The following is a 24,729-nucleotide window of genomic DNA, read 5'->3' on the forward strand; positions in this document are numbered from 1 at the left end:
CTATCGCTCCTTTTACAAACTCATGGTCATAGCGATGTCCGGTTGAACATGCTAGAATGTGTATAAGCACATTTGTTGCATTTTGCTGACAGCTTGTTAGAACGAAAAGGGTGGGATAGATTATGGATAAGGTGACAGTCAAGGATATTGTAGAGAAATTTGATTTAGAAATTTTAGCCGGTGAAGAAGGAATTCACCGAAAGATTCCAATGAGTGATATTTCACGTCCTGGGATTGAGATTGCGGGATATTTTAATTTCTATCCTGTTAAACGGTTACAATTACTTGGACGAACAGAATTGACCTTTCTTGAACATATGGATCCAATTGTCAAAAAAGAAAGAATGGACAAGCTCTGTACATATGATACCCCTGGAATTATTATTACTCGTGGGATGGAGCCGCCACAAGAGTTAATTGAAGAAGCGGAAAAGGTCGGTCTTCCTTTGCTGAGATCATCTTTTTCAACAACAAGATTAAGTAGTAGCTTAACTACGTACCTTGAAAGTCAGATGGCACCAACAACAGCCATTCATGGTGTGTTAGTGGATATTTATGGTGTTGGCGTTTTAATTACAGGTAATAGTGGTGTTGGTAAAAGTGAAACAGCTCTTGACCTCGTACGACGTGGTCACCGTCTTGTAGCCGATGATTCTGTTGAGATTCGTCAAGATACAGAAGGAACGTTAATTGGTAGTTCTCCAGAGTTGATTCAGCATTTACTCGAAATTCGTGGATTAGGTATTATTAATGTGATGACGTTGTTTGGAGCAGGTGCGGTTCGTCCTTTTAAACGAATTGTCCTTTGTGTTAATTTGGAGCTTTGGGATCAGAAGAAGGCGTATGATCGCTTAGGTTTAGAAGAAGAGAAAATGAAAATTATTGATACAGATATTACGAAATTAACGGTTCCTGTTAGACCTGGTCGTAACTTAGCGGTTATTATAGAAGTAGCTGCCATGAACTTTCGCTTAAAGCGATTGGGGTATGATGCGGCACAAGAATTTACAAAACGATTATCGAATGTTATTGAAGAAGGAGATCATGATGATTTCCATTAAGAGGAGTGAGTTGAGTGGAGGGGCAAATTGAACCACTAAATCCGGTGTTTTTAGAGCTAGGACCTTTTACGATTTATTGGTATGGAATTTTAATTGGATTTGGAGTCTTTCTAGGTTATTTCTTAGCATCTAGAGAAGCTGTGAAGAGAGGAATGCCTAAGGATACGATTGCTGATTTATTACTATATGGTATTCCGATTTCGATTCTTTCTGCAAGACTATATTATGTCGTATTTCGATGGGAGCATTTTGCCGATAACCCAATAGATGTCATTAAGATTTGGGAAGGTGGATTAGCGATTCATGGTGCTTTAATCGGTGCTGTGCTTACATGCTATGTGTTCACAAAAAAGAAAAATTTATCTTTTTGGCAGTTAGCTGACGTAGTTGCACCTAGTATCATTTTAGGTCAAGCCGTCGGACGGTGGGGGAATTTCATGAACCAAGAAGTTTATGGGGGACCTGTTACAAGAGAATTTCTTGAAGGACTGTTTTTACCTGAATTTATTATTAATCAAATGTACATAGGCGGCACCTATTATCATCCGACATTTTTATATGAATCGATTTGGAATTTGCTTGGGCTAGTCTTATTACTATGGCTTCGTCGCTTTAGTGTGCGCCAAGGGGAAATATTCTTATCATATCTTATTTGGTATTCTGTAGGCCGTTTCTTTATTGAAGAAATCCGTCTAGATTTCTTACTTGTCGGTGGCTTGAAGACGGCACAGGTCGTTTCGGTGCTTCTTGTTATTGGGGCGGTTATCCTAATGATCTACCGTCGTAGACAACCAGATACACCTCGCTACCATGATCCGGCATTGCCAGAAGCTAAGAAGAAAAAGAGTACAAAGCAAAAGAGTGCTAAGAAAAAGAAAAAATAAGCTGTAGTGATTGAAAGGAAGCTTACGTATGCCAACAATTGATACGATACTTTTTGATTTAGATGGAACGTTAATTAATACGAATGATTTAATTATTGAGTCGTTCCTACACACACTCGACCATTTTCACCCAGGTGAGTATAACCGTGAAAAAGTGATTGAATTTATCGGGCCCCCACTAGTAGATAGCTTTCAATCTGTTGATCCAGGTCGAGTTGATGAGATGGTGACTCATTATCGAGAGTTTAACCATCGAATGCATGACGAGCTTGTGACAGAGTATGTTGGGGTGTATGAGACGATTGAAAGGCTACATAAGCAAGGCTATAAGCTAGCCATCGTCACAACAAAAATTCGCAAAACGGCAATGATGGGGTTACAGCTAATGAAGCTAGACCAATTCTTTGATGTTGTCATTGGTTTAGATGATGTCAAGCATGCAAAGCCACACCCTGAACCACTTGAAAAAGCGCTGGAGCAATTAGGCTCTAAGAAGAAATCATCGATGATGGTCGGTGATAGCCATTCTGATATTTTATCAGGAAAAAATTTAGGAATACCAACAGTTGCGGTTGCTTGGTCAATAAAAGGGATGGATAAGGTAAAGAGCTTTGGAGCTGATTATATCATTGATGAGATGGCCGAGCTGCTGCCAATCGTAGGAGCTGATCATAAGTGAGCCGAAGAACTGAACGCTACCCTGTCAAAACAGCTAATTCTCTTTGGCATGTGTATAAAACAGTTCCCTTTTTCAAAGTAGTAAAGAACTTCATTGTGATTCAGCTAGCTCGTTATACACCTATTCTAGGACTGAAAAATTGGATGTATCGCCGGTTATTACGAATGAAGGTTGGCGATGAAACAGCCGTTGCGTTAATGGTCATGATGGATGTCATGTTTCCAGAACGTATTCATATTGGGAGCAATTCAATAATTGGCTACAATACAACTATTCTTGCACATGAATATTTAATTGAAGAATATCGCTTAGGGGATGTCATCATTGGTGATCGAGTGATGGTCGGTGCTAATACAACGGTCTTACCGGGTGTGACGATTGGTGATGGTGCAATCGTTTCAGCAGGAACGCTCGTTCATAAAGATGTACCCGCTCACACGTTTGTTGGAGGCAATCCTATGAGAGTGATAAGGGAATTGAACGAGTCTACTCATCAAAGTGAAAATACTTAATAAATGTTATTCGCTGGGGAAGTGTGAAAGCACTAACCTCAGCGTTTTTTTCGTTGTGACGGTTTTCATACTGAAGAGTGATGAGTATTATTTTTTTTAAAAGATACGAAAGTATAAAATGATTAGAAGTACTGTGGTGAACCAAGAAGACGGAAGCAGACTCAGTGACGTGCGTCGGCTTCGCTCGTTACAAGTTATTCTGAAAGAACCCCACTTCAGAATAACTTCAATCCATCGTAACGGCTCCGCACAACGCAATTAAGAAAAGACGCTATCGCGTTTTTCCTAAACTATTTCGTCTTTTGTTGTTGACGCTAATGGTAAGACGGTGTACACTACTAATATCTTTAACTTGTTAGCACATTAGCGAACTAAAGTATTTGGTGAATATAAAATGAATCTGCAAGGAGTGGCTAGAATCATGTCTAAGTTGTTTATGTTTGAAAAGCCAATAGGAATGCGAGATACACTACCGCACATGTATGTGACAAAGAAAAACGTACGTGAACAGCTCGAACACGAAATGGCGAGCTGGGGTTATCAAATGATTGAAACACCAACTTTAGAGTATTATGAGACGGTTGGTGCGGAGTCAGCCATTTTGGATCAGCAATTATTTAAATTACTTGACCAGCAAGGCCATACACTCGTTCTTCGTCCAGATATGACGGCTCCGATTGCCCGACTTGTTGCTTCGAGCTTGAAAGGTGAAGCATATCCACTTCGTTTAGCGTATGGATCAACGGTTTTTCGTGCACAGCAAAATGAAGGTGGGAAGCCAGCTGAATTTGATCAAGTGGGGATTGAATTGATTGGAGATGGAACGGTAAGTGCGGACGGTGAAGTGATATCACTTATGATCGCAGCTCTAAAACGTGCCGGCCTGTCTCACTTTAAAGTCGCATTAGGGCATGTAGGCTTCGTAAATGCGTTTTTATTAGAGATCGTTGGCAGTGAACAGCGTGCCGATTCATTACGTCGCTTCCTATATGAAAAAAATTATGTTGGTTACCGTGAACATGTGAAAAATCTACCACTTTCCTCCATTGACCAAGGGAGATTATTAGGTCTATTGAAGCTACGTGGAAATGAAGGAACATTAGATGAAGCGAGAAAGCTTGTTTCAAGTCAACAAGGATTAAAGGCGATTGAAGAGCTGTCTGAACTATTGGCTGTATTGGAGAGCTATGGTTACGCAGACTATGTGAAATTTGACTTTAATCTTGTGTTGCATATGAGCTATTATACAGGTGTTGTGTTTGAGGGCTATGGTGGAAACTTAGGAGTGCCATTAAGTAGTGGCGGTCGTTACGATGAATTGTTAGCCAAATTTGATCGCCCTGGTCAAGCAACAGGCTTTGGCATACGTCTCGATTTGTTAATTGAAGCTTTAGGGGAAACGAAAGGAATAGAGCAAACGTGCATTTTATTTAGTAAAGAGCGTCGAAAAGAAGCGTTTGAGAATGCAGCGTCTTTAAGAGAAGCAGGCAAAGCCGTTGTTCTGCAAGATATTGCTGGTGTAGTAGATGTAGACGCGATGTCAGGACAATATGAAGAGGTGCTTTACTATATCGGTGCCAAGAAGGGAGAGGTGTAGGATGACCGACTGGTTAACAGTAGCAATGCCAAAGGGACGGATTTTTGAAGAAGCTGTAGAGCTATTACGGAGAGCAGGCTATCAGCTTCCATCTGAATTTGATGATTCACGTAAACTGATCATTGATGTTCCTGAGGAAAAGATGCGCTTCATATTAGCAAAGCCGATGGATGTACCGACCTATGTCGAGCATGGAGTAGCTGATATCGGAGTTGCAGGAAAGGATGTCATGATTGAGGAGGAGCGAGTTGTCTATGAAGTACTTGATTTGCAAATTAGCGCTTGCTATATGGCTGTGGCCGGACTTCCTGGTTATGAAAAATCTGATATTAATCCTAAGGTTGCCTCGAAATATCCAAATTTAGCGACGCAATACTTTAAAGAGCAGGGGGAGCAGGTCGAGATTATTAAACTAAATGGCTCGATTGAACTAGCTCCGCTCATCGGCTTAGCAGACCGGATTGTTGATATCGTTTCAACAGGACAAACGTTAAAGGAAAACGGATTAATTGAGCTTGAAACGATGGTTACGATTACGTCACGCTTAATTGTTAACCCTGTAAGTTACCGCATGAAGGATGAACGTATTGATCAAATGGTTGAGCGATTATCAAAGGTGATTGAGGAGGAACGTGCATGAAAATCATCCGAGTCGAAGGTGAAGTGAGCTTAAAGCGTGATATTGATACAGGAACAGCTCAGCAGCTTGAAGCAGTCGAACGCATTATTCATCAAGTGAAAGAAGAAGGAGATCAAGCATTGTTCACTCTAACTGAACAATTTGATCGTGCCGTATTGTCGAAGCTTCGTGTTGAACAAGAAGAAATGCTCACAGCACATGAGCAAATGGATGACGACGTACTGGGAGCACTTCGTGAAGCGATTATGAACGTGCGAGATTTTCACGAACGTCAAAAGCGCCAGTCTTGGATGACGACTAAGGAGGATGGGACGATTCTTGGTCAGAAAATCACGCCTCTCGATTCAGTCGGTGTCTATGTACCAGGTGGAAAAGCGGCTTATCCATCTTCGATTATGATGAACGTCGTACCAGCACAGGTCGCTGGTGTCAAACGCATCGTAATGGTTTCTCCCCCGCAAGCAGATGGGACATTACCAGCAAGTGTACTGGCAACTGCTTATGAGCTTGGTGTTGAGGAAATTTATAAGGTTGGGGGTGCACAAGCAATTGCTGCGCTAGCATTTGGAACCGAAACGATTCAACGAGTTGATAAAATAACCGGACCAGGAAACATTTACGTCGCCTTAGCGAAGCGTGCTGTGTTCGGTGAAGTCGATATTGACATGATCGCTGGTCCGAGTGAAATTGTTGTGTTAGCTGATGAACAAGCGAACCTGCGATATATTGCAGCAGATTTGCTTTCACAGGCTGAGCATGATGAGCGTGCCTCAGCGGTACTTGTGACCCCTTCGCAGTCGTTGGCAGAACAAGTTAGCAACGAAGTTATGAACCAGCTTGAAACATTACCGAAAAAGGAAATAGCAGAGAGTTCGATTCATGATTATGGTGCGATTTATGTAACGGCTAATTTAGACGAAGCGATTGAAGTAGTAAATGAATTAGCACCAGAGCATTTGGAATTGTTAACGAAGGAGCCGATGGCATTAGTAGGACGTATTCGCCATGCGGGGGCAATTTTTGTTGGTCCTTATAGCTCGGAGCCTGTTGGTGACTATTTTGCTGGACCGAACCACATCTTACCGACCAATGGTACAGCTCGTTTTTCAAGTCCTTTAAATGTCGATGACTTTACGAAGAAATCAAGTATTATTTCATATAGTCAACAAGCACTACAACAGAATGCTGGAACTATTTCTAAGCTAGCTCGATTAGAAGGGTTAGAAGCTCATGCAAGAGCAATTGATATTCGTTTGGAGGGAAAGTAAGTGAGAGAAGCGACGATTGAACGTCATACAGGTGAAACACAAATTAAGCTTGCTTATACGATTGATGGAGAAGGAGTATCAAAGCAGGAATCCGGTGTACCGTTTTTAGATCATATGCTTGATTTATTCGCAAAGCACGGTCATTTCAATTTAGAAGTTGACGCAAACGGCGATACAGAGGTCGATGATCATCATACGACGGAGGATATCGGCATTTGCCTAGGCCTTGCGATTAAGGAGGCACTCGGCGATAAAAAAGGGATTCGTCGCTACGGAAATGCCTTCGTGCCGATGGATGAAACGTTAGCACAGGTTGTCGTTGATTTAAGCAATCGCCCTCACTTAGAATTTCGTGCTGAATTCCCGAGTCAAAAGGTGGGGACATTCGATACCGAGCTTGTCCATGAATTCATGTGGAAGCTTGCGCTTGAAGCACGAATGAATTTGCATATTATCGTTCACTACGGTCAAAATACACATCATATCATTGAAGCGGTTTTCAAGGCATTAGCTAGAGCACTTGATGAAGCGACGAGTATTGATGAACGAGTAAAAGGGGTTCCATCCACGAAAGGAATGTTGTAAATGATCGGTATTATTGATTATGGAATGGGGAACTTGCATAGTGTCAGCAAGGCGTTAGAACGACTTGATTTAGGCTATATCATGAGCGATAAAATCGATGATCTTCAAGGGGTAGATGGCTTACTACTTCCAGGAGTGGGAGCTTTTCCTGATGCGATGAAAACATTAAATCATATGGGAATGACAGGATTTATTCAGCAATGGGCAGAAGAGGGGAAGCCGTTGCTGGGCATTTGTCTTGGAATGCAGCTGTTATTTGATGAAAGTAGTGAGTATGGCCGAACAGAGGGCCTTCAATTACTCCCTGGTCGTGTCGAACGTTTTAATGGTGTCGATAAAAACGGTGAGACGTATAAGGTACCTCACATGGGCTGGAACCAACTTCATTTTCAACAGGTCGATCATCCTTTGTTAGAAGGCGTTGATGAGGGGCACGTTTATTTTGTTCATTCGTATGTTGTGAAGCATGACGAGGAGGATGTTCTCATTGCTTCTAGTGAATATGATGGCGTCGTTCCAGCTGTTGTTGGGAGAAAAAACGTGCTTGGCACTCAATTTCACCCTGAAAAAAGTAGTGATGTAGGGATGACGATTTTACGCAATTTCGGCAAGCTAGTGAAGCAAGGGGGAGAAGCGCGTGAGCACGTTTAATATTTATCCAGCGATTGATATGAGAGATGGCAAATGCGTTCGCTTAGTTCAAGGAGATTACGATCAGGAAACGATCTATGGTGATTCACCGTTCCATATGGCTGAACAGTTTGCCAATGATGGAGCTAGTTGGATTCATATGGTTGACCTTGATGGAGCAAAAGCAAAGAAACGAATCAATCATGAGTATGTGATCAGAGTTGCGAAAGAGCTTAATGTAAAGGTACAAATTGGTGGGGGAATTCGCACAGCGGACGATGTCGCTTTTTACCTAGAACGTGGAGTAGACCGAATTATTTTAGGAAGTGTTGCGGTAAATAATCCACAGTTCACGAAAGAAATGCTGAAAAAGTATGGTGGGGAACGGATTGTCATTGGTCTCGATGCGCGAGATGGATATGTTGCAACAGAAGGCTGGCTGGAAACATCGTCCGTTAAAGCGGAAACACTCGCTCAAGAGCTCGTTCGTCATGGTGCGGAAGTGTTTATTTTTACTGATATTTCTCGTGATGGGATGTTATCAGGACCGAATACAGAAGCGATTACAGCGCTTGCTGAAGCAACGGGTAAAGAAGTGATTGCCTCAGGTGGCGTTAGCTCGCTTGCAGATTTGGACGAACTGAGAGAACGTGCAGGTAGAGGTGTGGGTGGAGCGATTGTCGGTAAGGCTTTGTACACGAACCAATTTACGTTGCAAGAAGCTTTAAAAGGAGGCAGCTAAATGCTTACAAAGCGTATTATCCCGTGCTTAGATGTCAAGGAAGGTCGGGTCGTGAAAGGGGTTCAGTTTGTTGACTTAAGAGATGCTGGTGATCCAGTGGAACTGGCTGCTTTTTATGATGAACAAGGGGCAGATGAACTCGTTTTTTTAGACATTTCAGCGTCTCATGAAGGCCGTGAAACGATGATTGAAGTCGTCGAGCAAGTGGCTGGGACATTGGCGATTCCATTTACAGTTGGTGGTGGCATTAATAAGCTTGAAGATATGAAGCGTGTTCTCCGTGCGGGCGCTGATAAGGTTTCGTTGAATACAGCAGCGGTCCTCCGTCCAGAGCTTATTAAAGAAGGAGCTGATTTCTTCGGCTCACAATGTATCGTTGTGGCGATTGATGCGAAGTATGATGAAGAGCTAGGCTCATGGCGTATTTACACTCACGGCGGACGCAAGCCAACTGTATGGGAAGTAACGACGTGGGCGAAGGAAGCCGTACGATTAGGTGCTGGAGAGATTTTGCTAACGAGCATGGACCAAGACGGAGCGAAAACAGGCTTTGATTTAGCGTTAACGAAAAAGGTGAGTGAAGCTGTGTCTGTTCCAGTTATTGCCTCTGGTGGTGCAGGAGGACAGGAAGATTTTAAGGATGTATTTGAGGATGCAAAGGCAGATGCAGCACTAGCCGCTTCAATCTTTCACTACAAGGAAACGTCTGTAGCGGAAGTGAAAGGGTATTTAAGAAAAGAGGGTGTGACAGTACGATGAGTATAGAAGCAATCCAATTTGATGAAAAAGGGCTCGTTCCAGCTATTGTGCAGGATGCGGCTAGTAAAGAAGTACTAACGCTTGCTTATATGAACGAAGAATCGTTGAAGAAGTCGATTGAAACGAAAGAAACGTGGTTCTATTCCCGTTCAAGACAGGAGCTATGGCACAAAGGAGCGACATCAGGAAATATACAAGCAATCGTTGATATGCGCTACGATTGTGATGCTGATGCGTTAGTTGTATTGGTCAATCCAGCAGGGCCAGCTTGTCATAAAGGAGTTTATACGTGTTTTGCCGACTCGTTATTAAAGGAAGAAGTGAAAGTGAACCCGTCCAGATATGCGATATTAGATGAGCTTGAACGAGTCATTGCTGAGCGTGAGGCTGAACGTCCTGAAGGTGCATATACGACTTATTTATTTGAAAAAGGCGTCGATAAGATTTTGAAAAAGGTCGGTGAGGAAGCCGGTGAGGTGATCATCGCTGCGAAAAACCGCGACCATGAAGAATTAAAATGGGAGGTTGCCGATTTATTCTATCACACACTCGTTTTATTACGAGAACAAAAGCTTCCGTTTGATGAAGTGCTACGAGTGTTAGAGGAACGGCATAAAAAGTAGGGGCAACAGCATTCTCGAAAGAGGATGCTGTTTTATTTAGTAAGCCCGAAATATAAACAGGATTCTTACGAAAAGAAAGAGTAAAGCCGACCGTTCCTGGAGCTCGAACCTGTAGGCGGACGCTGAACTACTTGGCTAAACTAGCCCGTGGATTTCAGCTTGCCTTATCTTCCTGCCGGAGTCGGCCCATCCCGTCCACTTGAGTTTCATTTCTGCCAAGATAATTAGAATTAGAACGCAAGAAATGAGAGGTAATCAACTCCCTCCGAGTGATAAAATATTACTGAAGGAAGGGATGTATAGTGGAAAAACGTTCGATTGGTTTATATGAAGGGATTGCATTGTATATTGCTGCAATACTGGGATCGGGTGTTCTGTTTATATCATCGGTTACTGCTTCTATTGCAGGCCCTGCATCCATATTGTCTTGGATAATTGTCATTCTTGCTAATCTTCCACTTGCCTACACATTTGCATGTCTAGCTAGTAAATATCCGGATGCCGGGGGTGCAGCTACTTTTGTACGAAGGTCATTTGGATTTCATTTTGGAAATATTGTAGGTTGGTTTTACTTTTTCACTGCTGTAGTAGGACAAACAATTGTGTCTTTAACTGGGGCATTTTACGTTAGCCAGGCTTTTGGGTTTTCTGACTTTACAAGAAGTTTACTTGCATTCACAATTCTAGTTATTGCAGGTATAGCTAATTATAATGGAGTTAAGATGAGCGGTAGAGTCGCATTAGTCTTGAGTGGTTGTTTATTATTATTACTTACACTTACTGTTATAGTTTCAATACCGAGTATTGATTTAGAGAATTTCACCCCATTTGTAACTAGTGGATGGTATTCAATTGGAATAGCAATAACAGCGATATTTTGGGCGTTTTTTGGATGGGAGGCTATTTGTAATCTTTCGAACCACTTTAAAAACCCCGATAAAAACATTGTTAATAGTACGATTATAAGCGTAATAATCATAGGTGTATTATTTTTATCATTAAGTTTTGTAACAATCGGAACCGGGACATATGGTAGTAAAGAGAGTGACCTTTCACCAATCGGTGCTATAATGGGAGAAACACTAGGAATAGGTGCCCAAATTGTGACCGCTCTATTGGCATTCTTTATATGTGTCGGAACTTCGAATGCGTTTGTAGCAAGTCTAACGCAACTCGGTTACTCTTTGAGTAGAGACGGTGCTTTTCCAAAACAATTTTCACATATACATCCAATTAAGCGAATTCCGAGACGTATGGTTGTTATTGTAATTGGCTTCGCAGGTACCGGAGTTATTATTACAGAATTCTTTACAATGACATTTAATGATATTTTATTTATCCCGACCTCGTTAGGTGTGTTTGTGTATATTTTTTCTATGGCTGCTGGTGTTAAACTTTTTAAAAATAAATCCTTACCCTGGTGGTCCTCTTTAGTATCACTAATCCTATGTATCCTTGTGTTACCGTTTTTTCAATTGTACATTTTTGTCCCGGTAATTATCGTTGGTTTATACATTGTCTTCATGATATTTCAAAAATGGTTTATGTCTTCCAATGAAAGGAAATCTAGTCAAAATTCAATTCAAAATGCACCATAATTAGATTGTTTTTATAAAGATTCTTTATTGATTGGAGCGAGATTATTTCATGAAGTCTAAGTTAATGTGGAGCGCAGTAGTTAAATGTGATAAAAGATATGATGGTAAGTTTTTTTATGCGGTAAAGACAACGGGTATTTTTTGTCGACCATCTTGTAAATCTAAAACTCCAAATTATGATAATATATGTTTCTTTGAAAATGCTACGGATGCTATAGAACAAGGATTTAGACCATGTAAAAGATGTCAACCTGAACGATCTATTAAAACATTTGATCCACAGCAGGAAATAGTAGATGATTCTATTATTTATTTGAAACAGCACTATCAAGAAAAAATAACTTTAAACTCCCTTGCCTTCAAAATTGGTGTAAGCCCGTATTATTTAAGCCGCATCTTCAAAAAAAAATTAGGCATTACCCCACATAAATACTTAGAAATCATTAGAATTCATAAAGCTCAGCGACTATTATTGAATACAGTTCATACTAGCACAGAAATTTGTTTTCAAGTAGGATACAAGAATTTTTCAAGTTTTTACAGACATTTTAAAAAAATATACGGATGCTCACCCTCCCAATTTAGAATTCAAAATGGGAAAAGAAATAGAGAGCCATTGCTTAAAGGTCACAAAAAAAGTTAAAAACCAAACTTTTTCAGTGGCCTCTTTTTTTACCTTTTTCTGCACGCTTGATTCTTTCTAAGGGACTGTGCGAGTCGACAAAAATTGTGTATACTGAGGAGATAGAATAGGAAGTATGAAACAAGTGGAGGGAAAAGGCTGCATGAGAGTAACCGAACATGATCAAGGAAATCAAAATATTGTCCCTTTTTATCAAACAGGTGACTATTTCTTTCATCGTGGAGTCGAAGCGTTTAGAAAGAAGAATCACCAACGAGCGATTAAATTGTTGGAACGAGCGATTAAATTAACAGCACAAGAGCCTGTTTTTCATGTTCAGTTAGCTGCCATCCTTTCTGAAGTTGGAGATTATGAGCGTTCGAATGGTATTCTAAAGCGCGTATTAAAGGAACAAGACGGCAATGTGGCGGAATGTTACTTTTTTATGGCGAATAATTATGCTTATTTAGGCTTTTTTCATGAAGCTGAGCAAGCAACAAAGAACTATTTAGAGTTGAGTGAAGATCAACGTTTTGCTGAGGATGCGAGAAATTTGTTGGAGCTTCTTCGGTTCGAGGCTGAGGATACAGATTGGGAGGATGAGATGGTCGTTGAAGAAGAGTATGAGCTTCTCATGCAACATGATCAAGCTTTGCGACTTCTACGCTCCGGTCAATGGAATGAATCGATCCCTCTTTTAGAAGAGATTATTGATGAGCATCCAACCTATTGGGCAGCATATATTCAAGCTGCTGAAGCGTACTTTCGTATTGGTGATAAGCAATCGGCTTATGAGCTCTGCCAAGCTGTTTTAGATAAAGAACAAGGAAATGTGTTGGCACTGTGTCAACTAGCCATGTTGTATTGGCAGGATGGACAGACTAAGAAGGCTGAGCCCTATATTCATGCTTTACGTCAGCTTTATCCTATCGACGTGGAACAGAAGATGAAGGTCGCAGAGGTGCTCTGTCAATGCGGAGACTACGAGCAAGCTTATCAACGATTAAAATCGATGAAAAAAGCGATACTAGAAACGAAGACGTCCGCATTGTGTTGTTTAGGGATTGCGGCTCATTTTTTATATGACCCTGATGCTATGCGTTTCGTGCAACGAGCAGCAAAGCTCGGTGATGAGCAAGCGAAGAGAATTGTACGTGGAGAGTTAAACATAAGCGAGGCGCAAATATGGCAAGGGTCTTTTTGAATGGGCAAACGGAAACTCATTCCGTTAATGTGTGAAATGGGGCGTTTAAACGTACGAAGTGGAACGTCATTCCGCTAATAGACAGAAAGAAGAGCAAAGCGAAGCACGTATGATCAAATAGCGGAACGAGGATCCGGAAGGGCAATTAAAAAAGGCTGTATGAAGGAAATAGCGGAATGAGATTCAATCAAGGGTTCACGGGTGACCTCGGCTTCGCGCAACGCTTTAAGAAAAGAGCTATCGCATTTTTCTTAAGCAATTAAATAGACAGAATCGGTCGTTTTGATTACGATAAAGATATAAATAAAGAGATCAAAGGAGTGTAGAAAACATGTCTGAAGAAAATGTGTATGATGTTGTCATTGCGGGTGCAGGACCTGCTGGAATGACAGCTGCTGTCTATACATCGCGTGCTAACTTATCAACGATTATGCTTGAGCGTGGAATGCCTGGTGGACAGATGGCAAATACGGAGGATGTCGAGAATTACCCAGGTTTTGACCATATTCTTGGACCTGATTTATCAACAAAAATGTTTGAGCATGCGAAGAAGTTCGGTGCTGAATATGGCTATGGTGACGTGAAGGAAATTATCGACGAAGGTGATTTTAAGCTCGTTAAAGCAGGCTCAAAAGAGTATAAGGCTCGTGCAGTAATCGTAGCAACGGGTGCTGAATACAAGAAGATGGGTATTCCAGGGGAGAAGGAATTTAGTGGACGTGGTGTTTCCTATTGTGCGGTTTGTGACGGTGCTTTTTTTAAAGGCAAAGAACTTGTCGTTGTTGGTGGAGGAGATTCAGCGGTGGAAGAAGCTGTGTATTTAACGCGTTTCGCTTCAAAAGTAACGGTTATCCACCGTCGCGATGAATTACGTGCTCAGAAAATTTTACAGCAACGTGCTTTTGATCATGACAAGGTTGAATTTATTTGGAATCACGTTGTCAATGAAATTCATGGTGGTGATAGTGGCAAGGTCGATCGTATTTCAATAGAAGATGTGAATACAGGAGAACAACGTGAATTCAAAACAGACGGTGTCTTCATTTACATTGGAATGTTACCTCTCAATGACAGTGTGAAACAATTAGGCATTACGAATGAAGAGGGCTACGTTGAAACGAATGAGGAAATGGAAACAAAAGTTCCTGGTATCTTTGCGGCTGGTGATATACGTGAGAAATCCTTGCGTCAAATTGTGACTGCAACAGGTGATGGTAGTGTTGCTGCACAAAATGTCCAGCACTACATTGAAAGTTTGCAGGATAAAGCGAAGGTCTGACATCAATTCGCAATCAAACGTCACTCGTTCTTAATCGCTCTGTAACAGTCATGAAATATAAAAAGGGTACTATAGAGATAAGTAATTGACCCCCTTTTTTATATACTTTATCGCACGGACTACGGTTCGTGCCCTTTTTTTTATAAAAAGGTTGGAATATTGTGTAAAAACGGATTTCGTTGCGACAAAACTTTTAAAATTTGAAATAATAATAGGACTTCTTATAAAGGTTGTTCTTGAATGACCTCGAAGCAATGAGTGTAGTGCTACATCTTTTTAAGTCTCGTGGTGAGTGGTTTTTTCGCCACAAGGCGCGTAGCGAACGGAGCTATTGCTATGCTTTGTTGGTGCTCTTTAAACAGGCTCTAATAGGGCATCTTAGAGACTAAAGTCCTGACTTGGAATGAAAAGAACTCCAGTCGCTTGAGGTGAGAGTGGATTCAAGGGAGAGCATTGACTTTGCTCGTTACATACTGTCTGAAAGAAAAAACGATTTGAAATACTGGCTTTTCGGTCTTTCTTAAACATGTTTTGACGACCTTTCTTGATTGTAGGAACGTTCACTTGAGGGTATAATATAATCATAGTGAGGTGGAAATGTTGCAGCGTGTTACGAATACAGTCTTACAATCAGATGGGAAAGTGTTACTTTTACAAAAGCCTAGTCGGCATTGGTGGGTTGCTCCTGGTGGGAAAATGGAACCAGGTGAGTCGATTATTGAATCTGCCAAACGAGAATTTCGTGAAGAAACTGGCTTACATATAAAGGATCCTAACCTTCGAGCTGTGTTTACGATGGTCATGATGAAGGATCAGAAGGTTGTGAATGAGTGGATGATGTTCACCTTTCATGCAACTGATTATGAAGGACAGTTACTGAAAGAGTCACCAGAGGGGAAGCTTTCGTGGAAGCAAGAGCAAGAAGTGCAACAGCTGACGATGGCTGAAGGAGATTTGTATATGTTTGAGCATGTTTTACAACGTAAAGGGGTATTGTATGGTACCTTTTATTACACAGAAGAGTTTGAATTAATCTCGCAACGATTAACTCCGGATTTTACATAATGTGCTGAACGAAGATGGCACTGAAAAAGTTAGTTTGTCTTTTTTAGTAGTGTCAAAAGAGGGGGAGCTTGATGAACAGCAGCCGTGAAGAAATCGAAATCGTTATTATTACAGGTATGTCTGGGGCAGGGAAAACGGTCGCTGTCCAAAGCTTTGAGGACTTAGGCTATTTTTGTGTGGATAATTTGCCACCTGCCTTAATTCCAAAGTTTATTGAATTAATCGAAGGGTCGAATGGGAAGATGTCGAAGGTTGCGCTTGTGATGGATTTGCGTGGACGGAAGTTTTTTGATCATCTATTTGATGCCATTGATGCGATTAGCTTAGCGCCACATTTACATTTTAAATTACAAATTTTGTTTTTGGATGCAAAGGATGCTAAGCTCGTTCAACGCTATAAGGAAACGAGACGTTCACATCCGTTAGCTCCTGATGGCCTACCGCTTGAAGGCATTAAGCTCGAACGTGAGATGCTAGAGGAAATGAAAGGAAGAGCACAACAAATTATTGATACGACTGATTTAAAGCCGATCCAATTACGTGAACGGATTACACAACAGTTTACGTTAAATGAGCGACACCCCTTTTCCATTAATATGATGTCATTTGGCTTTAAATATGGAATGCCGATTGATGCGGACCTCGTTTTTGATGTGCGTTTTCTCCCAAACCCCCACTATATTGACCACATGCGTCCAAAAACAGGATTAGAAGAAGAGGTCTCTTCCTATGTTTTAAAATGGACGGACACGCAGCAATTCATTGAGAAGCTAACCGATTTGTTGCAATTTATGCTACCTCAATATAAACGTGAAGGGAAGAGCCAGGTAGTCGTTGGCATCGGCTGTACAGGTGGAAAGCACCGTTCTGTTACATTGGCAGAATATTTTGGGAAGGAATTTGCTGATGAGTACAAGGTTCACGTTCGACATCGTGATATCGATAAAGGGAAGGAAACGAAATAAGTGAAAAAAAGAGATCAGATTGTCGTTATTGGGGGAGGCACTGGGTTATCAGTATTATTAAGAGGTCTAAAAACATTTCCAATTGATATTTCAGCAATTGTGACTGTTGCCGATGATGGTGGTAGTTCAGGACGACTACGCAAAGAATTAGATATTCCACCACCAGGTGATGTGCGCAACGTATTAATCGCTCTTGCTGAAGTTGAGCCGTTAGTAGAAGAATTGTTTCAGCATCGTTTTGCAAATGGGAATGGCCTATCAGGGCACTCATTAGGAAATTTGTTATTGGCAGGGATGACGTCAGTTACTGGGGATTTTGCTCGCGGAATTTCAGAATTAAGCAAAGTATTAAATGTTCATGGCAATGTGTATCCGGCTGCCAATCGTAGTATCGTGTTGCATGCTGAAATGACAGATGGCACGATTGTGACTGGAGAATCACGAATCCCATTAGAGAAGAAACGAATTAAGCGAGTCTTTCTTACTCCTAGTAAGGTCGAACCGTTAGAGGAAAGTGTGCAAGCTATTTTACAAGCTGATGTGATTTTATTAGGTCCTGGTAGCCTCTATACAAGTGTGTTACCAAATTTGATCGTTCCTGGTATTCAGGAAGCGATTAAACGCTCACAAGCTAGGAAAGTCTATATATGTAATGTGATGACACAAAGTGGTGAGACTGATGGTTTTTCTGCTGCCGAACATGTTCAGGCGATTATTGATCATGGTGGTGTAGAGCTAGTTGATGAGATTCTCGTTAATGGTGCTCCGATTTCACCATCATTACAGGAACGCTATGCAAAAGAAGGAGCCGTACCTGTTGAAGTTGACCAACAACGACTAGAGAAGATGGGTATTCAAGTTATTCGTGATGAATTTGTCATCGAAGCAAATGGTGTTTTGCGTCATGATGCAGTTAAGGTATCAAAAGCGCTATTACGATCAATGTAAGTCATTCAAGCTGAAGGGAGGGATGGCATTGTCCTTTGCAGCTACAACAAAGAAAGAATTAACACAATTAGAACAGGATGATTGTTGTGCGAAAGCTGAGCTCGCTGCACTTGTGCGTATGAATGGTACGTTATCCTTTAACCAAATGAAAATTAGTTTAGATGTGACGACGGAAAACGCAGCGATCGCAAGGAGGATGTACACGCTTATAAAGCGGGTTTTTCCTAACATGTTTGTCGAGTTGCTAGTGCGAAAGAAAATGCGCTTGAAGAAAAATAATGTCTACCTCGTAAGAATGAAGCATGGTGCTCAGCCATTATTAGAAGACTTAGGGATTTTGGCAGATGGCTTTCAATTTATTCGCACGATTTCCGAATCATTAACGGAAAAACCTTGCTGTAAACGAGCTTATTTACGTGGTGCATTTCTGGCAGGTGGTTCTATTAACCATCCTGAAACGTCTTCCTATCATTTGGAAATTTATTCAATGTATGAGGAGCACAACCATTCGTTATGCGATTTAATGAACGAATATGAATTAAATGCAAAAATGTTGGAACGTAAGAAGGGGTTCATTACGTATATAAAGGATAGTGAGAAAATTGCGGAGCTTTTAAATATCATCGGTGCTCATCAAGCATTGCTTTATTTTGAAGATGTACGCATTATGAAAGATATGCGAAACTCTGTCAATCGCTTAGTTAATTGCGAAACTGCTAACTTAAATAAGACGGTTGGTGCAGCCCTGCGACAAGTAGAAAACATTCGCTTTGTCGATCGTGAAATCGGTTTAGCTGAATTACCGCCTAAGCTTCGAGAGATTGCTGAGCTCAGAATTCGTCATCAAGATGTCACATTAAAAGAGCTCGGCGAAATGGTCGAAAGTGGTAAAGTAAGTAAGTCAGGGGTCAATCATCGATTAAGGAAAATTGATGAGATTGCTAATAAGCTACGTAATGGGGAAGCGTTTGATGTATCAACATAGAACGAAAATTAGGAGGGAGGATACGAAATGGTTGAAAAAGATGTCATTGTGAAACGTAAAACAGGTTTACAAGCAAGACCAGCAGCACTATTCGTACAGGAGGCAAATCGTTTTTCATCGGAAGTGTTTATTCTAAATGGAACGAAGAAAATAAATGCGAAAAGCATTATGGGTCTAATGAGCTTGGCTATTAGCCACGGAACGGAATTGACGTTAAGTGTCGACGGTCAAGATGAAGAAGAAGCGTTAGAAGCTTTAGTGAATTTTATTGAAACGGAATGAATAGAGGCGGCCTTTGGTCGTCTTTTTTACATATTTAGAATTTATAAGTGGAGCCCTCTCCGATAAATAGGTGCTGCATTGGTGGCGTACTGTATGAGGTTCCTCATTCCTCGATTTTTTCTCTATTTCGATATATAGACTTCATTTTTTGTGTTTTTGCTGCAATAGAGGGAGGGAGATTCCATTATGCTACGCTATTTTTTCCATTATGGGTAGGAGGATTCCCTGTGGCGTGCCCTCTTCCCACCCGTGCGATGATAGAACAGAGTACGACGACGAGGCAGGTGACCTCGTGCGACATGTAATCCTCGTTCCTCTATTCACTCTGACTTTCCCTTTTTACAGTCGTTGCGGTCTCCTCATGCCTCTATTTCGGGTTTTACTCCTTTTTTACCTTGTTTAGCTCAAATAGCGGAAGGAGGAATCCTTTTTCTTCTCAGTAAGTCGGATTATCACAATTAACGGAAGGAGGATTCCCTTTGTTTTTGAGCGACTCATGTACCTTGACAGGATATGCGGATTCGAAGCGATTTATAATGGTCATATTCTTTAATCACAAAAAAACTGTCGACTATCTCGCTTATGTGAGACAGTCGACAGGTGTGGCTACTATAACGTGCTACTTTTTTAGTTAGCTGGAATGACGCTATCAATTAAGCCGTATTCCTTTGCTTTTTCCGCGATCATGAAGTTATCACGGTCTGTATCGCGCTCGATCACTTCTAATGGTTGACCAGTACGCTCAGCTAGAATTTTGTTTAAGCTTTCACGCATTTCAAGAATACGCTTAGCGTGGATTTGAATGTCAGATGCTTGACCTTGTGTTCCACCAAGAGGTTGATGAATCATCACTTCACTATTTGGAAGGGCGAAACGTTTGCCTTTCTCACCTGCTGCTAGTAAGAAAGCACCCATTGATGCTGCCATACCGATACAAATCGTTGAAACCTTTGGCTTGATGTATTGCATCGTATCGTAGATGGCCATACCAGCTGTAATCGATCCACCTGGACTGTTAATGTAAATCGAGATGTCCTTCTCTGGATCTTCTGCTTGTAAAAATAATAGCTGTGCGACAATAGAGTTGGCAACATTATCGTCAATCGCACTTCCTAACATAATAATACGGTCTTTTAATAATCGTGAGTAAATGTCATAAGCACGTTCGCCACGGTTTGTTTGTTCAATGACTGTAGGGATTAAATTCATTGTTCATTCCTCCTTGAGTTATACTTATTCTTTTCTTTAGAAGCAATTAATGAAATCGTTACTTCTTTCTTATGTACTTATCATACCTAAAAGGTCAAAGAAGGTCAAATGATATACCTCCATACTATACTATTCCCTATTTATATATTTAAACCCTGCTTTCATGATAACCGAATTTCGCTGAATGTAAACGAAAAAGCCTATCTGGATTTGTTGTTGTCTTTCTTCAATAAATATAATATACTACATTACAACAGTAATGCACTATATTAGTCATGAAGAGAGGTGGGTTGAGTGATCCTTGACCATGATAATGGTAAGCCGTTGTATATCCAAATAGCTGAATGGATTGAAACCGAAATTTTGAGACGGAATTTAACGACTCATGATAAAGTTTATTCACAGTATCAATTAGCTGATATGTTCACGATTAATCCGGCAACAGCCGCTAAAGGGTTAAATCGATTGGCTGATGATGAAATTTTGTATAAAAAGCGAGGACTCGGAATGTTTGTTTCAGAGAAAGCAGAGGAGATTATTCTAAGCCGAAGGAAAGCACTACGACTGCAGCAGTTAGTCGATGATTTAGTGATCGAAGCTAGACATGTTTATGTTGAATTGGACGAAATCATTGACATGATTAAAGTGGCGCACGAGAAGGAAATGGAGGGGAAATGATGAGTGTCATATTTTGTGAGAATGTGAGCCAAACGTTTCAGAAGACGGAGGCGTTAAGAGGGTTGTCATTTACGATTCAACAAAATTCAATAACAGGTATAATTGGGAGAAATGGAGCAGGCAAAACGACTTTACTTAAGCTGCTTGCGGGCTTTACGAAGCCTAAAGCTGGGGAAATTAAAGTTTTTTCTGAACATCCTTTTGATAGCCTGACGGTTTCAGCGAATTCGATATTTGTGGATGATCAAATGAGCTTTCCATCATCGTTGAACTTGAAAGAGATTTTACAGTTCGCTGCTCATTTCTATCCGAACTGGGATCAGGAGCTGGCAGAGCGATTATTTGATTATTTTCAATTTCAACCAAAGCAAGGTCATCAAAAGCTATCGAAAGGAAAGCGAAGTACGTTTAATGCCATTATCGGATTATGTGCACGCTGCCCATTAACGATATTCGACGAGCCGACAACGGGGATGGATGCCGCAGTTAGGTCGGATTTCTATCGGGCATTGATGAAGGAATATTTGGCTTATCCACGTACGATTTTATTATCGAGTCATCATATTGAAGAAATCGAAGAATTGTTAGAGGATGTTCTACTCATTCATGAAGGAAAGAAGCTCATGCATATTCCTGTTGATCAATTAAGTGAGATGGCCGTTCGACTTTCAGGATCAAAAGATGCTGTTGAGAAATGGATGAATAATAAAAAAGTATACGATCGAAAAATGGTTGGAACAGATCAAGTCTACATTGCTGTTGAAAATGATTTCACAGACGATGAAAGGACACAATTGAAGCGAGATGGACTTGATGTTGTGAACGTCTCGGCCAATGATATGTGTGTATATGTGACGAAAACAACGGAAGGTGGGATTGATGATGTCTTTCGCGAGCGTTAAATTTTCAGATGTTGTCAAGAAGCAGTATGCCTTTAAGGTTCGTTCTTATATGGGTTCAATTTTGACGCTAATCTTTCTGCAAATAATAGCCATTTTCCTAGCATCATCGACAGCTAATTATGGCTCACATGGATCGAATGGGATTACGATTACAGGGCATATGTATTCAAGTGATATGGTGTTAATCTTTACTTTTTTGTGGGCAGTTATTACAGCGATCCTCCTTACTACGAAGGCGTATCGTTATGACGATCATTCGTACATTGCAACACGAAATAGTAGCAATCTCGCAAATGTCCTCTATCTTTTGTCAGCTAGTATATTTGCAGGGGTTACGGCGATGTTATCTAGCTTTCTTATTAAAACAATTGGTTATTTTGTACATGAAGTACACATTTATGAACGGGTTTCAATTAGTGTAATCGAATATATGACCGGGTTAAGCGCAAGTGTATTATATGTATGTCTATTTGCAATGGTCGGTTACGTTATTGGTTTGCTCGTGCAATGGAGGAGACTGTTCATCGTTGTCATTCCTGTTCTTTTCATTGGTTCGATGTTTAGTACGAATACGCATCATTCTAATCCAACTGTACTTGAAGTCATTACGAGCTTTATTTTTCAGGAGTCATCCTTTCTACTATTCTCAGTAAAGATCATCGTCACCTGCGTTGTGTTGTTCCTATCATCGATGGTGATCTCTAAACAATTGGAGGTTCGATTATAATGGTCATACTAAGCTTTCTACCATTGATCGTCATCCTTGTTTTGTTATTTGGGTTGGCGAAAGTTCCGAATTACGTTGGTGGGACTGTCATGAAGTGGATAATTGCCGTTTATGTGGTTATTGTATTAGGTTCAATCATGACGTATTCATTGATTCCTGCTTCAAATGCTGAGTCTCAGACATCTTGGGGTGACGATAATGATCCTGAGATGACGATCTTTGAAGCGATAGAAACGGATCGATTAGAAGAGTTTGAACCTTTTGTTCATCAACGGTGGAGTTTTCCGTACGATCGTCAAGATGAGGCATTTACTATTCGTTCATCTAGTCATGATTACGTGGAATATAACGTTTTCTTTATTGAAAAGGAAGAAGATGATGGAGTGATCGATGTTGCTTATTATGCGTCCGATTTTATGGTCAATGGACATCCTATAGAAGATGAACGGCTACACCCTTCTCTTGATTTAATCGGAGATGAATTACTTGTACGAAATCCGGACCCAGTCGAGATTACAATAGCTATGGAAGAGCCTGAGCTTGTCATTCGCCAATTTTCTAATGATCAAGGAGGTTTCTTCAGTGGGGGATTTGGAACCTATACTTATTATGAAAATACGCTTGTTGTGTACGTTCCAGTTGATACGGAGATAGAAGAAGGGATGAATGTTTATCCTATAGAAGATTGATAACTTGACTCATGTTCGTACAACAGTAAAATGATTGTAAATGAAAAAATCGATCCTTATTCCGTTCGTAAGCTTCAGTAATACTGAATGCAAGAAAACATGCAGAAGTGGAATGAGGATTCGATTATGAAATTAATCAACTGACTTCAATGGGAAGTTAGACTAAAGGGGGTTATGTATAATGACAGAAATTGTTATCTATTCTAAACACCATTGTCCATTATGTGATAAAGCGATTGCTAAAATAAAGACGTTAAAGGAACAATATGAGCTATCAATTCGCGTTATTGATATTTATGAAGATGACGAGCTACTTGAGAAATACCAATTAATGATTCCGGTTGTTGAGATAGAAGGAGAAGAGATTGATTTCGGACAAATTTCAGAAAATAAACTATTAAAGCGGTTACAATCGAAAAATGGCGAAAATTAACTTGTGAAATACCGCTATCCTTGTTACTATAAATATGAGCCTGTGGTTCTCTTTTTTTATAGCGATCGGGACATGAAACGTCTATACGGGACAAAAAAAGTCCATTTATGAAAAGGAGCTTGACTCGTAATGAAGCGGATATTAGACATTCAACGGAAATTATTGCCCGATTTGCTTGATGTGATGATCAAGCGCTATAGAATTATTCGATACATAAAATTGATGCAGCCGATTGGGCGTAGAAGCCTGGCGCAAAACCTTCAGCTTTCTGAACGTGTCTTGCGTAAAGAGGTAACGTTTTTAAAGGATCAAGGACTTGTTCATTTTGCTTCAGCAGGGATGAGTATTACGCCAGATGGCGAACAGCTTTTCTTAACACTTGAAGAAGTGATGAAGGAATTGTTCGGTTTACGTGACCTTGAGAAGAGCTTGGAAAGACGCTTTGGCATTAAACGTGTCTTCGTCGTTGCAGGAAATAGTGATGAAGATGAATGGGTGAAAAAGGAGCTTGGACGTGCTTGTATTCAGCTATTGAAATCACGCTTAAAGCCTAACGATGTCGTTGCGGTGATGGGTGGTACAACGCTTGCTGCTGTTGCCGATATGATGATGCCTGAGGTGAATATGCGTAGTGTGACCTTTATTCCAGCACGTGGTGGACTTGGTGAGCAAGTGGAGAATCAAGCGAATACGATTAGTGCAAAATTAGCTAGTCGTGCTGGGGCACAGTACAGGCTGTTACATGTTCCTGAGCAAATTAGCGAGGAAGCATATGCATCTCTTGTATTAGAACCTTCTTTACAGGATATCCTAAAGCTGATTAAATCAGCATCGACTGTTATCCACGGAATTGGAGATGCGAAAACGATGGCGCTCCGTCGTCAGTCTCAGCACTCCTTTGTTGACAAGCTCGTTGACGAGGATGCAGTTGGTGAGGCATTTGGTTTTTATTTTGATCGAATGGGTAAGCCGATTCATAAACAACGGACGATTGGCTTACAGCTAGATGATCTCGAAAATGATGATAAATATGTCATTTCCATCGCTGGTGGAGACTCAAAAGCACAAGCGATATCAGCCTTTATGAACTATCGCCCTAGTGACGTACTCATTACGGATGAAGCAGCGGCTGAATCATTATTAGCATTACCCCACGAATAAGT

The 24,729-nt window shown here is 40.8% G+C and carries 27 protein-coding genes and 1 pseudogene; 27 read left to right on the forward strand and 1 reads right to left on the reverse strand.

The features are described 5' to 3' along the window. Positions 1–122 precede the first annotated feature (122 nt). From hprK to MW695_RS16810, 21 genes and pseudogenes are all read left to right on the forward strand, one after another. Entirely contained in the window at positions 123–1,061 is a 939-nt protein-coding gene (gene hprK, locus MW695_RS16710) for an HPr(Ser) kinase/phosphatase (protein WP_247106575.1), read from the forward strand. Between the two features lie 14 nt (positions 1,062–1,075). Beyond that, positions 1,076–1,945, forward strand: coding sequence for a prolipoprotein diacylglyceryl transferase (gene lgt / locus MW695_RS16715; protein WP_247106577.1), 870 nt, complete (start codon positions 1,076–1,078; stop codon positions 1,943–1,945). 28 nt (positions 1,946–1,973) lie between these two features. Next, complete coding sequence (gene ppaX / locus MW695_RS16720) at positions 1,974–2,624, forward strand: pyrophosphatase PpaX (protein WP_247106579.1); 651 nt, start codon at positions 1,974–1,976, stop codon at positions 2,622–2,624. Continuing rightward, positions 2,621–3,136: an acyltransferase gene (locus MW695_RS16725; protein WP_247106581.1), complete on the forward strand. Its 516-nt coding sequence runs from the start codon at positions 2,621–2,623 to the stop codon at positions 3,134–3,136. The genes ppaX and MW695_RS16725 overlap by 4 nt, the downstream gene beginning before the upstream one ends. A 421-nt stretch (positions 3,137–3,557) precedes the next feature. Then, positions 3,558–4,733 (forward strand): ATP phosphoribosyltransferase regulatory subunit, encoded by a 1,176-nt coding sequence (locus tag MW695_RS16730; protein ID WP_247106583.1) that lies wholly within the window; start codon positions 3,558–3,560, stop codon positions 4,731–4,733. 1 nt (position 4,734) lies between these two features. Then, on the forward strand, positions 4,735–5,373 hold the full coding sequence (hisG, locus tag MW695_RS16735) for an ATP phosphoribosyltransferase (protein ID WP_247106585.1): 639 nt from the start codon (positions 4,735–4,737) through the stop codon (positions 5,371–5,373). Further along, positions 5,370–6,641 (forward strand): histidinol dehydrogenase, encoded by a 1,272-nt coding sequence (hisD, locus tag MW695_RS16740; protein ID WP_247106587.1) that lies wholly within the window; start codon positions 5,370–5,372, stop codon positions 6,639–6,641. The genes hisG and hisD overlap by 4 nt, the downstream gene beginning before the upstream one ends. After that, the gene (hisB, locus tag MW695_RS16745) at positions 6,642–7,226 is read left to right on the forward strand and encodes an imidazoleglycerol-phosphate dehydratase HisB (protein ID WP_247106589.1); all 585 of its coding nucleotides are present in this window, start codon (positions 6,642–6,644) and stop codon (positions 7,224–7,226) included. Then, positions 7,227–7,877 carry an imidazole glycerol phosphate synthase subunit HisH gene (gene hisH / locus MW695_RS16750; protein ID WP_247106591.1) on the forward strand — a complete coding sequence of 217 codons (651 nt, stop codon included), beginning with the start codon at positions 7,227–7,229 and terminating at the stop codon, positions 7,875–7,877. After that, a complete protein-coding gene (hisA, locus tag MW695_RS16755) occupies positions 7,864–8,598 on the forward strand; it encodes a 1-(5-phosphoribosyl)-5-[(5-phosphoribosylamino)methylideneamino]imidazole-4-carboxamide isomerase (protein ID WP_247106592.1) in 735 nt (244 codons plus the stop codon). Before hisH ends, hisA begins: the two co-directional genes overlap by 14 nt. Next, on the forward strand, positions 8,599–9,357 hold the full coding sequence (hisF, locus tag MW695_RS16760) for an imidazole glycerol phosphate synthase subunit HisF (protein ID WP_247106594.1): 759 nt from the start codon (positions 8,599–8,601) through the stop codon (positions 9,355–9,357). Further along, positions 9,354–9,980 (forward strand): bifunctional phosphoribosyl-AMP cyclohydrolase/phosphoribosyl-ATP diphosphatase HisIE, encoded by a 627-nt coding sequence (gene hisIE, locus MW695_RS16765; protein WP_247106596.1) that lies wholly within the window; start codon positions 9,354–9,356, stop codon positions 9,978–9,980. The genes hisF and hisIE overlap by 4 nt, the downstream gene beginning before the upstream one ends. A 302-nt stretch (positions 9,981–10,282) precedes the next feature. Next, positions 10,283–11,578 carry an APC family permease gene (locus MW695_RS16770; protein WP_247106597.1) on the forward strand — a complete coding sequence of 432 codons (1,296 nt, stop codon included), beginning with the start codon at positions 10,283–10,285 and terminating at the stop codon, positions 11,576–11,578. A 64-nt stretch (positions 11,579–11,642) separates the two neighbouring features. After that, positions 11,643–12,221, forward strand: coding sequence for a bifunctional transcriptional activator/DNA repair enzyme AdaA (locus MW695_RS16775; RefSeq protein ID WP_483299868.1), 579 nt, complete (start codon positions 11,643–11,645; stop codon positions 12,219–12,221). Positions 12,222–12,336: 115 nt separating this feature from the next. Further along, complete coding sequence (locus MW695_RS16780) at positions 12,337–13,404, forward strand: tetratricopeptide repeat protein (RefSeq protein ID WP_247106601.1); 1,068 nt, start codon at positions 12,337–12,339, stop codon at positions 13,402–13,404. Between the two features lie 322 nt (positions 13,405–13,726). Continuing rightward, positions 13,727–14,683 (forward strand): annotated as a pseudogene (gene trxB / locus MW695_RS16785) (thioredoxin-disulfide reductase); the annotation flags it as partial. Between the two features lie 597 nt (positions 14,684–15,280). Continuing rightward, on the forward strand, positions 15,281–15,748 hold the full coding sequence (locus MW695_RS16790) for an NUDIX hydrolase (RefSeq protein ID WP_306421213.1): 468 nt from the start codon (positions 15,281–15,283) through the stop codon (positions 15,746–15,748). Between the two features lie 71 nt (positions 15,749–15,819). Next, positions 15,820–16,713, forward strand: a complete 894-nt coding sequence (gene rapZ / locus MW695_RS16795) for an RNase adapter RapZ (protein WP_247106607.1) — start codon at positions 15,820–15,822, stop codon at positions 16,711–16,713. Further along, positions 16,714–17,661 (forward strand): gluconeogenesis factor YvcK family protein, encoded by a 948-nt coding sequence (locus MW695_RS16800; RefSeq protein ID WP_247106609.1) that lies wholly within the window; start codon positions 16,714–16,716, stop codon positions 17,659–17,661. A 28-nt stretch (positions 17,662–17,689) separates the two neighbouring features. Then, positions 17,690–18,646 (forward strand): DNA-binding protein WhiA, encoded by a 957-nt coding sequence (gene whiA / locus MW695_RS16805; RefSeq protein WP_247106656.1) that lies wholly within the window; start codon positions 17,690–17,692, stop codon positions 18,644–18,646. A gap of 27 nt (positions 18,647–18,673) precedes the next feature. After that, positions 18,674–18,928, forward strand: a complete 255-nt coding sequence (locus tag MW695_RS16810; RefSeq protein ID WP_247106610.1) for an HPr family phosphocarrier protein — start codon at positions 18,674–18,676, stop codon at positions 18,926–18,928. 627 nt (positions 18,929–19,555) lie between these two features. Here the strand turns inward: MW695_RS16810 and clpP are convergent. Further along, on the reverse strand, positions 19,556–20,137 hold the full coding sequence (gene clpP, locus MW695_RS16815) for an ATP-dependent Clp endopeptidase proteolytic subunit ClpP (RefSeq protein ID WP_035345505.1): 582 nt from the start codon (positions 20,135–20,137) through the stop codon (positions 19,556–19,558). 294 nt (positions 20,138–20,431) lie between these two features. Here clpP and MW695_RS16820 point away from each other — a divergent pair, with 294 nt between their 5' ends. The 6 genes from MW695_RS16820 (at position 20,432) to MW695_RS16845 (ending at position 24,727) form a co-directional block, all read left to right on the forward strand. Next, entirely contained in the window at positions 20,432–20,815 is a 384-nt protein-coding gene (locus MW695_RS16820; protein WP_247106611.1) for a GntR family transcriptional regulator, read from the forward strand. After that, positions 20,815–21,717, forward strand: a complete 903-nt coding sequence (locus MW695_RS16825) for an ATP-binding cassette domain-containing protein (protein ID WP_247106612.1) — start codon at positions 20,815–20,817, stop codon at positions 21,715–21,717. Before MW695_RS16820 ends, MW695_RS16825 begins: the two co-directional genes overlap by 1 nt. Beyond that, the gene (locus tag MW695_RS16830) at positions 21,698–22,444 is read left to right on the forward strand and encodes a hypothetical protein (protein ID WP_247106613.1); all 747 of its coding nucleotides are present in this window, start codon (positions 21,698–21,700) and stop codon (positions 22,442–22,444) included. The genes MW695_RS16825 and MW695_RS16830 overlap by 20 nt, the downstream gene beginning before the upstream one ends. Then, positions 22,444–23,133 (forward strand): hypothetical protein, encoded by a 690-nt coding sequence (locus MW695_RS16835; protein WP_247106614.1) that lies wholly within the window; start codon positions 22,444–22,446, stop codon positions 23,131–23,133. Before MW695_RS16830 ends, MW695_RS16835 begins: the two co-directional genes overlap by 1 nt. A 181-nt stretch (positions 23,134–23,314) precedes the next feature. After that, positions 23,315–23,566, forward strand: coding sequence for a glutaredoxin family protein (locus MW695_RS16840; RefSeq protein WP_247106615.1), 252 nt, complete (start codon positions 23,315–23,317; stop codon positions 23,564–23,566). Positions 23,567–23,695: 129 nt separating this feature from the next. After that, entirely contained in the window at positions 23,696–24,727 is a 1,032-nt protein-coding gene (locus MW695_RS16845) for a sugar-binding transcriptional regulator (RefSeq protein WP_247106616.1), read from the forward strand. Positions 24,728–24,729: the final 2 nt, after the last annotated feature.

Source organism: Halalkalibacter sp. APA_J-10(15), from assembly GCF_023017105.1.
GTDB lineage: Bacteria > Bacillota > Bacilli > Bacillales > Bacillaceae_D > Halalkalibacter.

Excerpts from the sequence above, each read along its gene's own strand:
- hprK (WP_247106575.1), top strand. The coding sequence starts at position 123 with ATGGATAAGGTGACAGTCAAGGATATTGTAGAGAAATTTGATTTAGAA.
- ppaX (WP_247106579.1), top strand. The coding sequence starts at position 1,974 with ATGCCAACAATTGATACGATACTTTTTGATTTAGATGGAACGTTAATT.
- MW695_RS16730 (WP_247106583.1), top strand. The coding sequence starts at position 3,558 with ATGTCTAAGTTGTTTATGTTTGAAAAGCCAATAGGAATGCGAGATACA.
- hisG (WP_247106585.1), top strand. The coding sequence starts at position 4,735 with ATGACCGACTGGTTAACAGTAGCAATGCCAAAGGGACGGATTTTTGAA.
- hisD (WP_247106587.1), top strand. The coding sequence starts at position 5,370 with ATGAAAATCATCCGAGTCGAAGGTGAAGTGAGCTTAAAGCGTGATATT.
- hisH (WP_247106591.1), top strand. The coding sequence starts at position 7,227 with ATGATCGGTATTATTGATTATGGAATGGGGAACTTGCATAGTGTCAGC.
- hisF (WP_247106594.1), top strand. The coding sequence starts at position 8,599 with ATGCTTACAAAGCGTATTATCCCGTGCTTAGATGTCAAGGAAGGTCGG.
- hisIE (WP_247106596.1), top strand. The coding sequence starts at position 9,354 with ATGAGTATAGAAGCAATCCAATTTGATGAAAAAGGGCTCGTTCCAGCT.
- MW695_RS16775 (WP_483299868.1), top strand. The coding sequence starts at position 11,643 with ATGTGGAGCGCAGTAGTTAAATGTGATAAAAGATATGATGGTAAGTTT.
- MW695_RS16780 (WP_247106601.1), top strand. The coding sequence starts at position 12,337 with ATGAAACAAGTGGAGGGAAAAGGCTGCATGAGAGTAACCGAACATGAT.
- MW695_RS16790 (WP_306421213.1), top strand. The coding sequence starts at position 15,281 with ATGTTGCAGCGTGTTACGAATACAGTCTTACAATCAGATGGGAAAGTG.
- rapZ (WP_247106607.1), top strand. The coding sequence starts at position 15,820 with ATGAACAGCAGCCGTGAAGAAATCGAAATCGTTATTATTACAGGTATG.
- MW695_RS16810 (WP_247106610.1), top strand. The coding sequence starts at position 18,674 with ATGGTTGAAAAAGATGTCATTGTGAAACGTAAAACAGGTTTACAAGCA.
- clpP (WP_035345505.1), bottom strand. The coding sequence starts at position 20,137 with ATGAATTTAATCCCTACAGTCATTGAACAAACAAACCGTGGCGAACGT.
- MW695_RS16825 (WP_247106612.1), top strand. The coding sequence starts at position 20,815 with ATGAGTGTCATATTTTGTGAGAATGTGAGCCAAACGTTTCAGAAGACG.
- MW695_RS16830 (WP_247106613.1), top strand. The coding sequence starts at position 21,698 with ATGTCTTTCGCGAGCGTTAAATTTTCAGATGTTGTCAAGAAGCAGTAT.
- MW695_RS16835 (WP_247106614.1), top strand. The coding sequence starts at position 22,444 with ATGGTCATACTAAGCTTTCTACCATTGATCGTCATCCTTGTTTTGTTA.
- MW695_RS16840 (WP_247106615.1), top strand. The coding sequence starts at position 23,315 with ATGACAGAAATTGTTATCTATTCTAAACACCATTGTCCATTATGTGAT.
- MW695_RS16845 (WP_247106616.1), top strand. The coding sequence starts at position 23,696 with ATGAAGCGGATATTAGACATTCAACGGAAATTATTGCCCGATTTGCTT.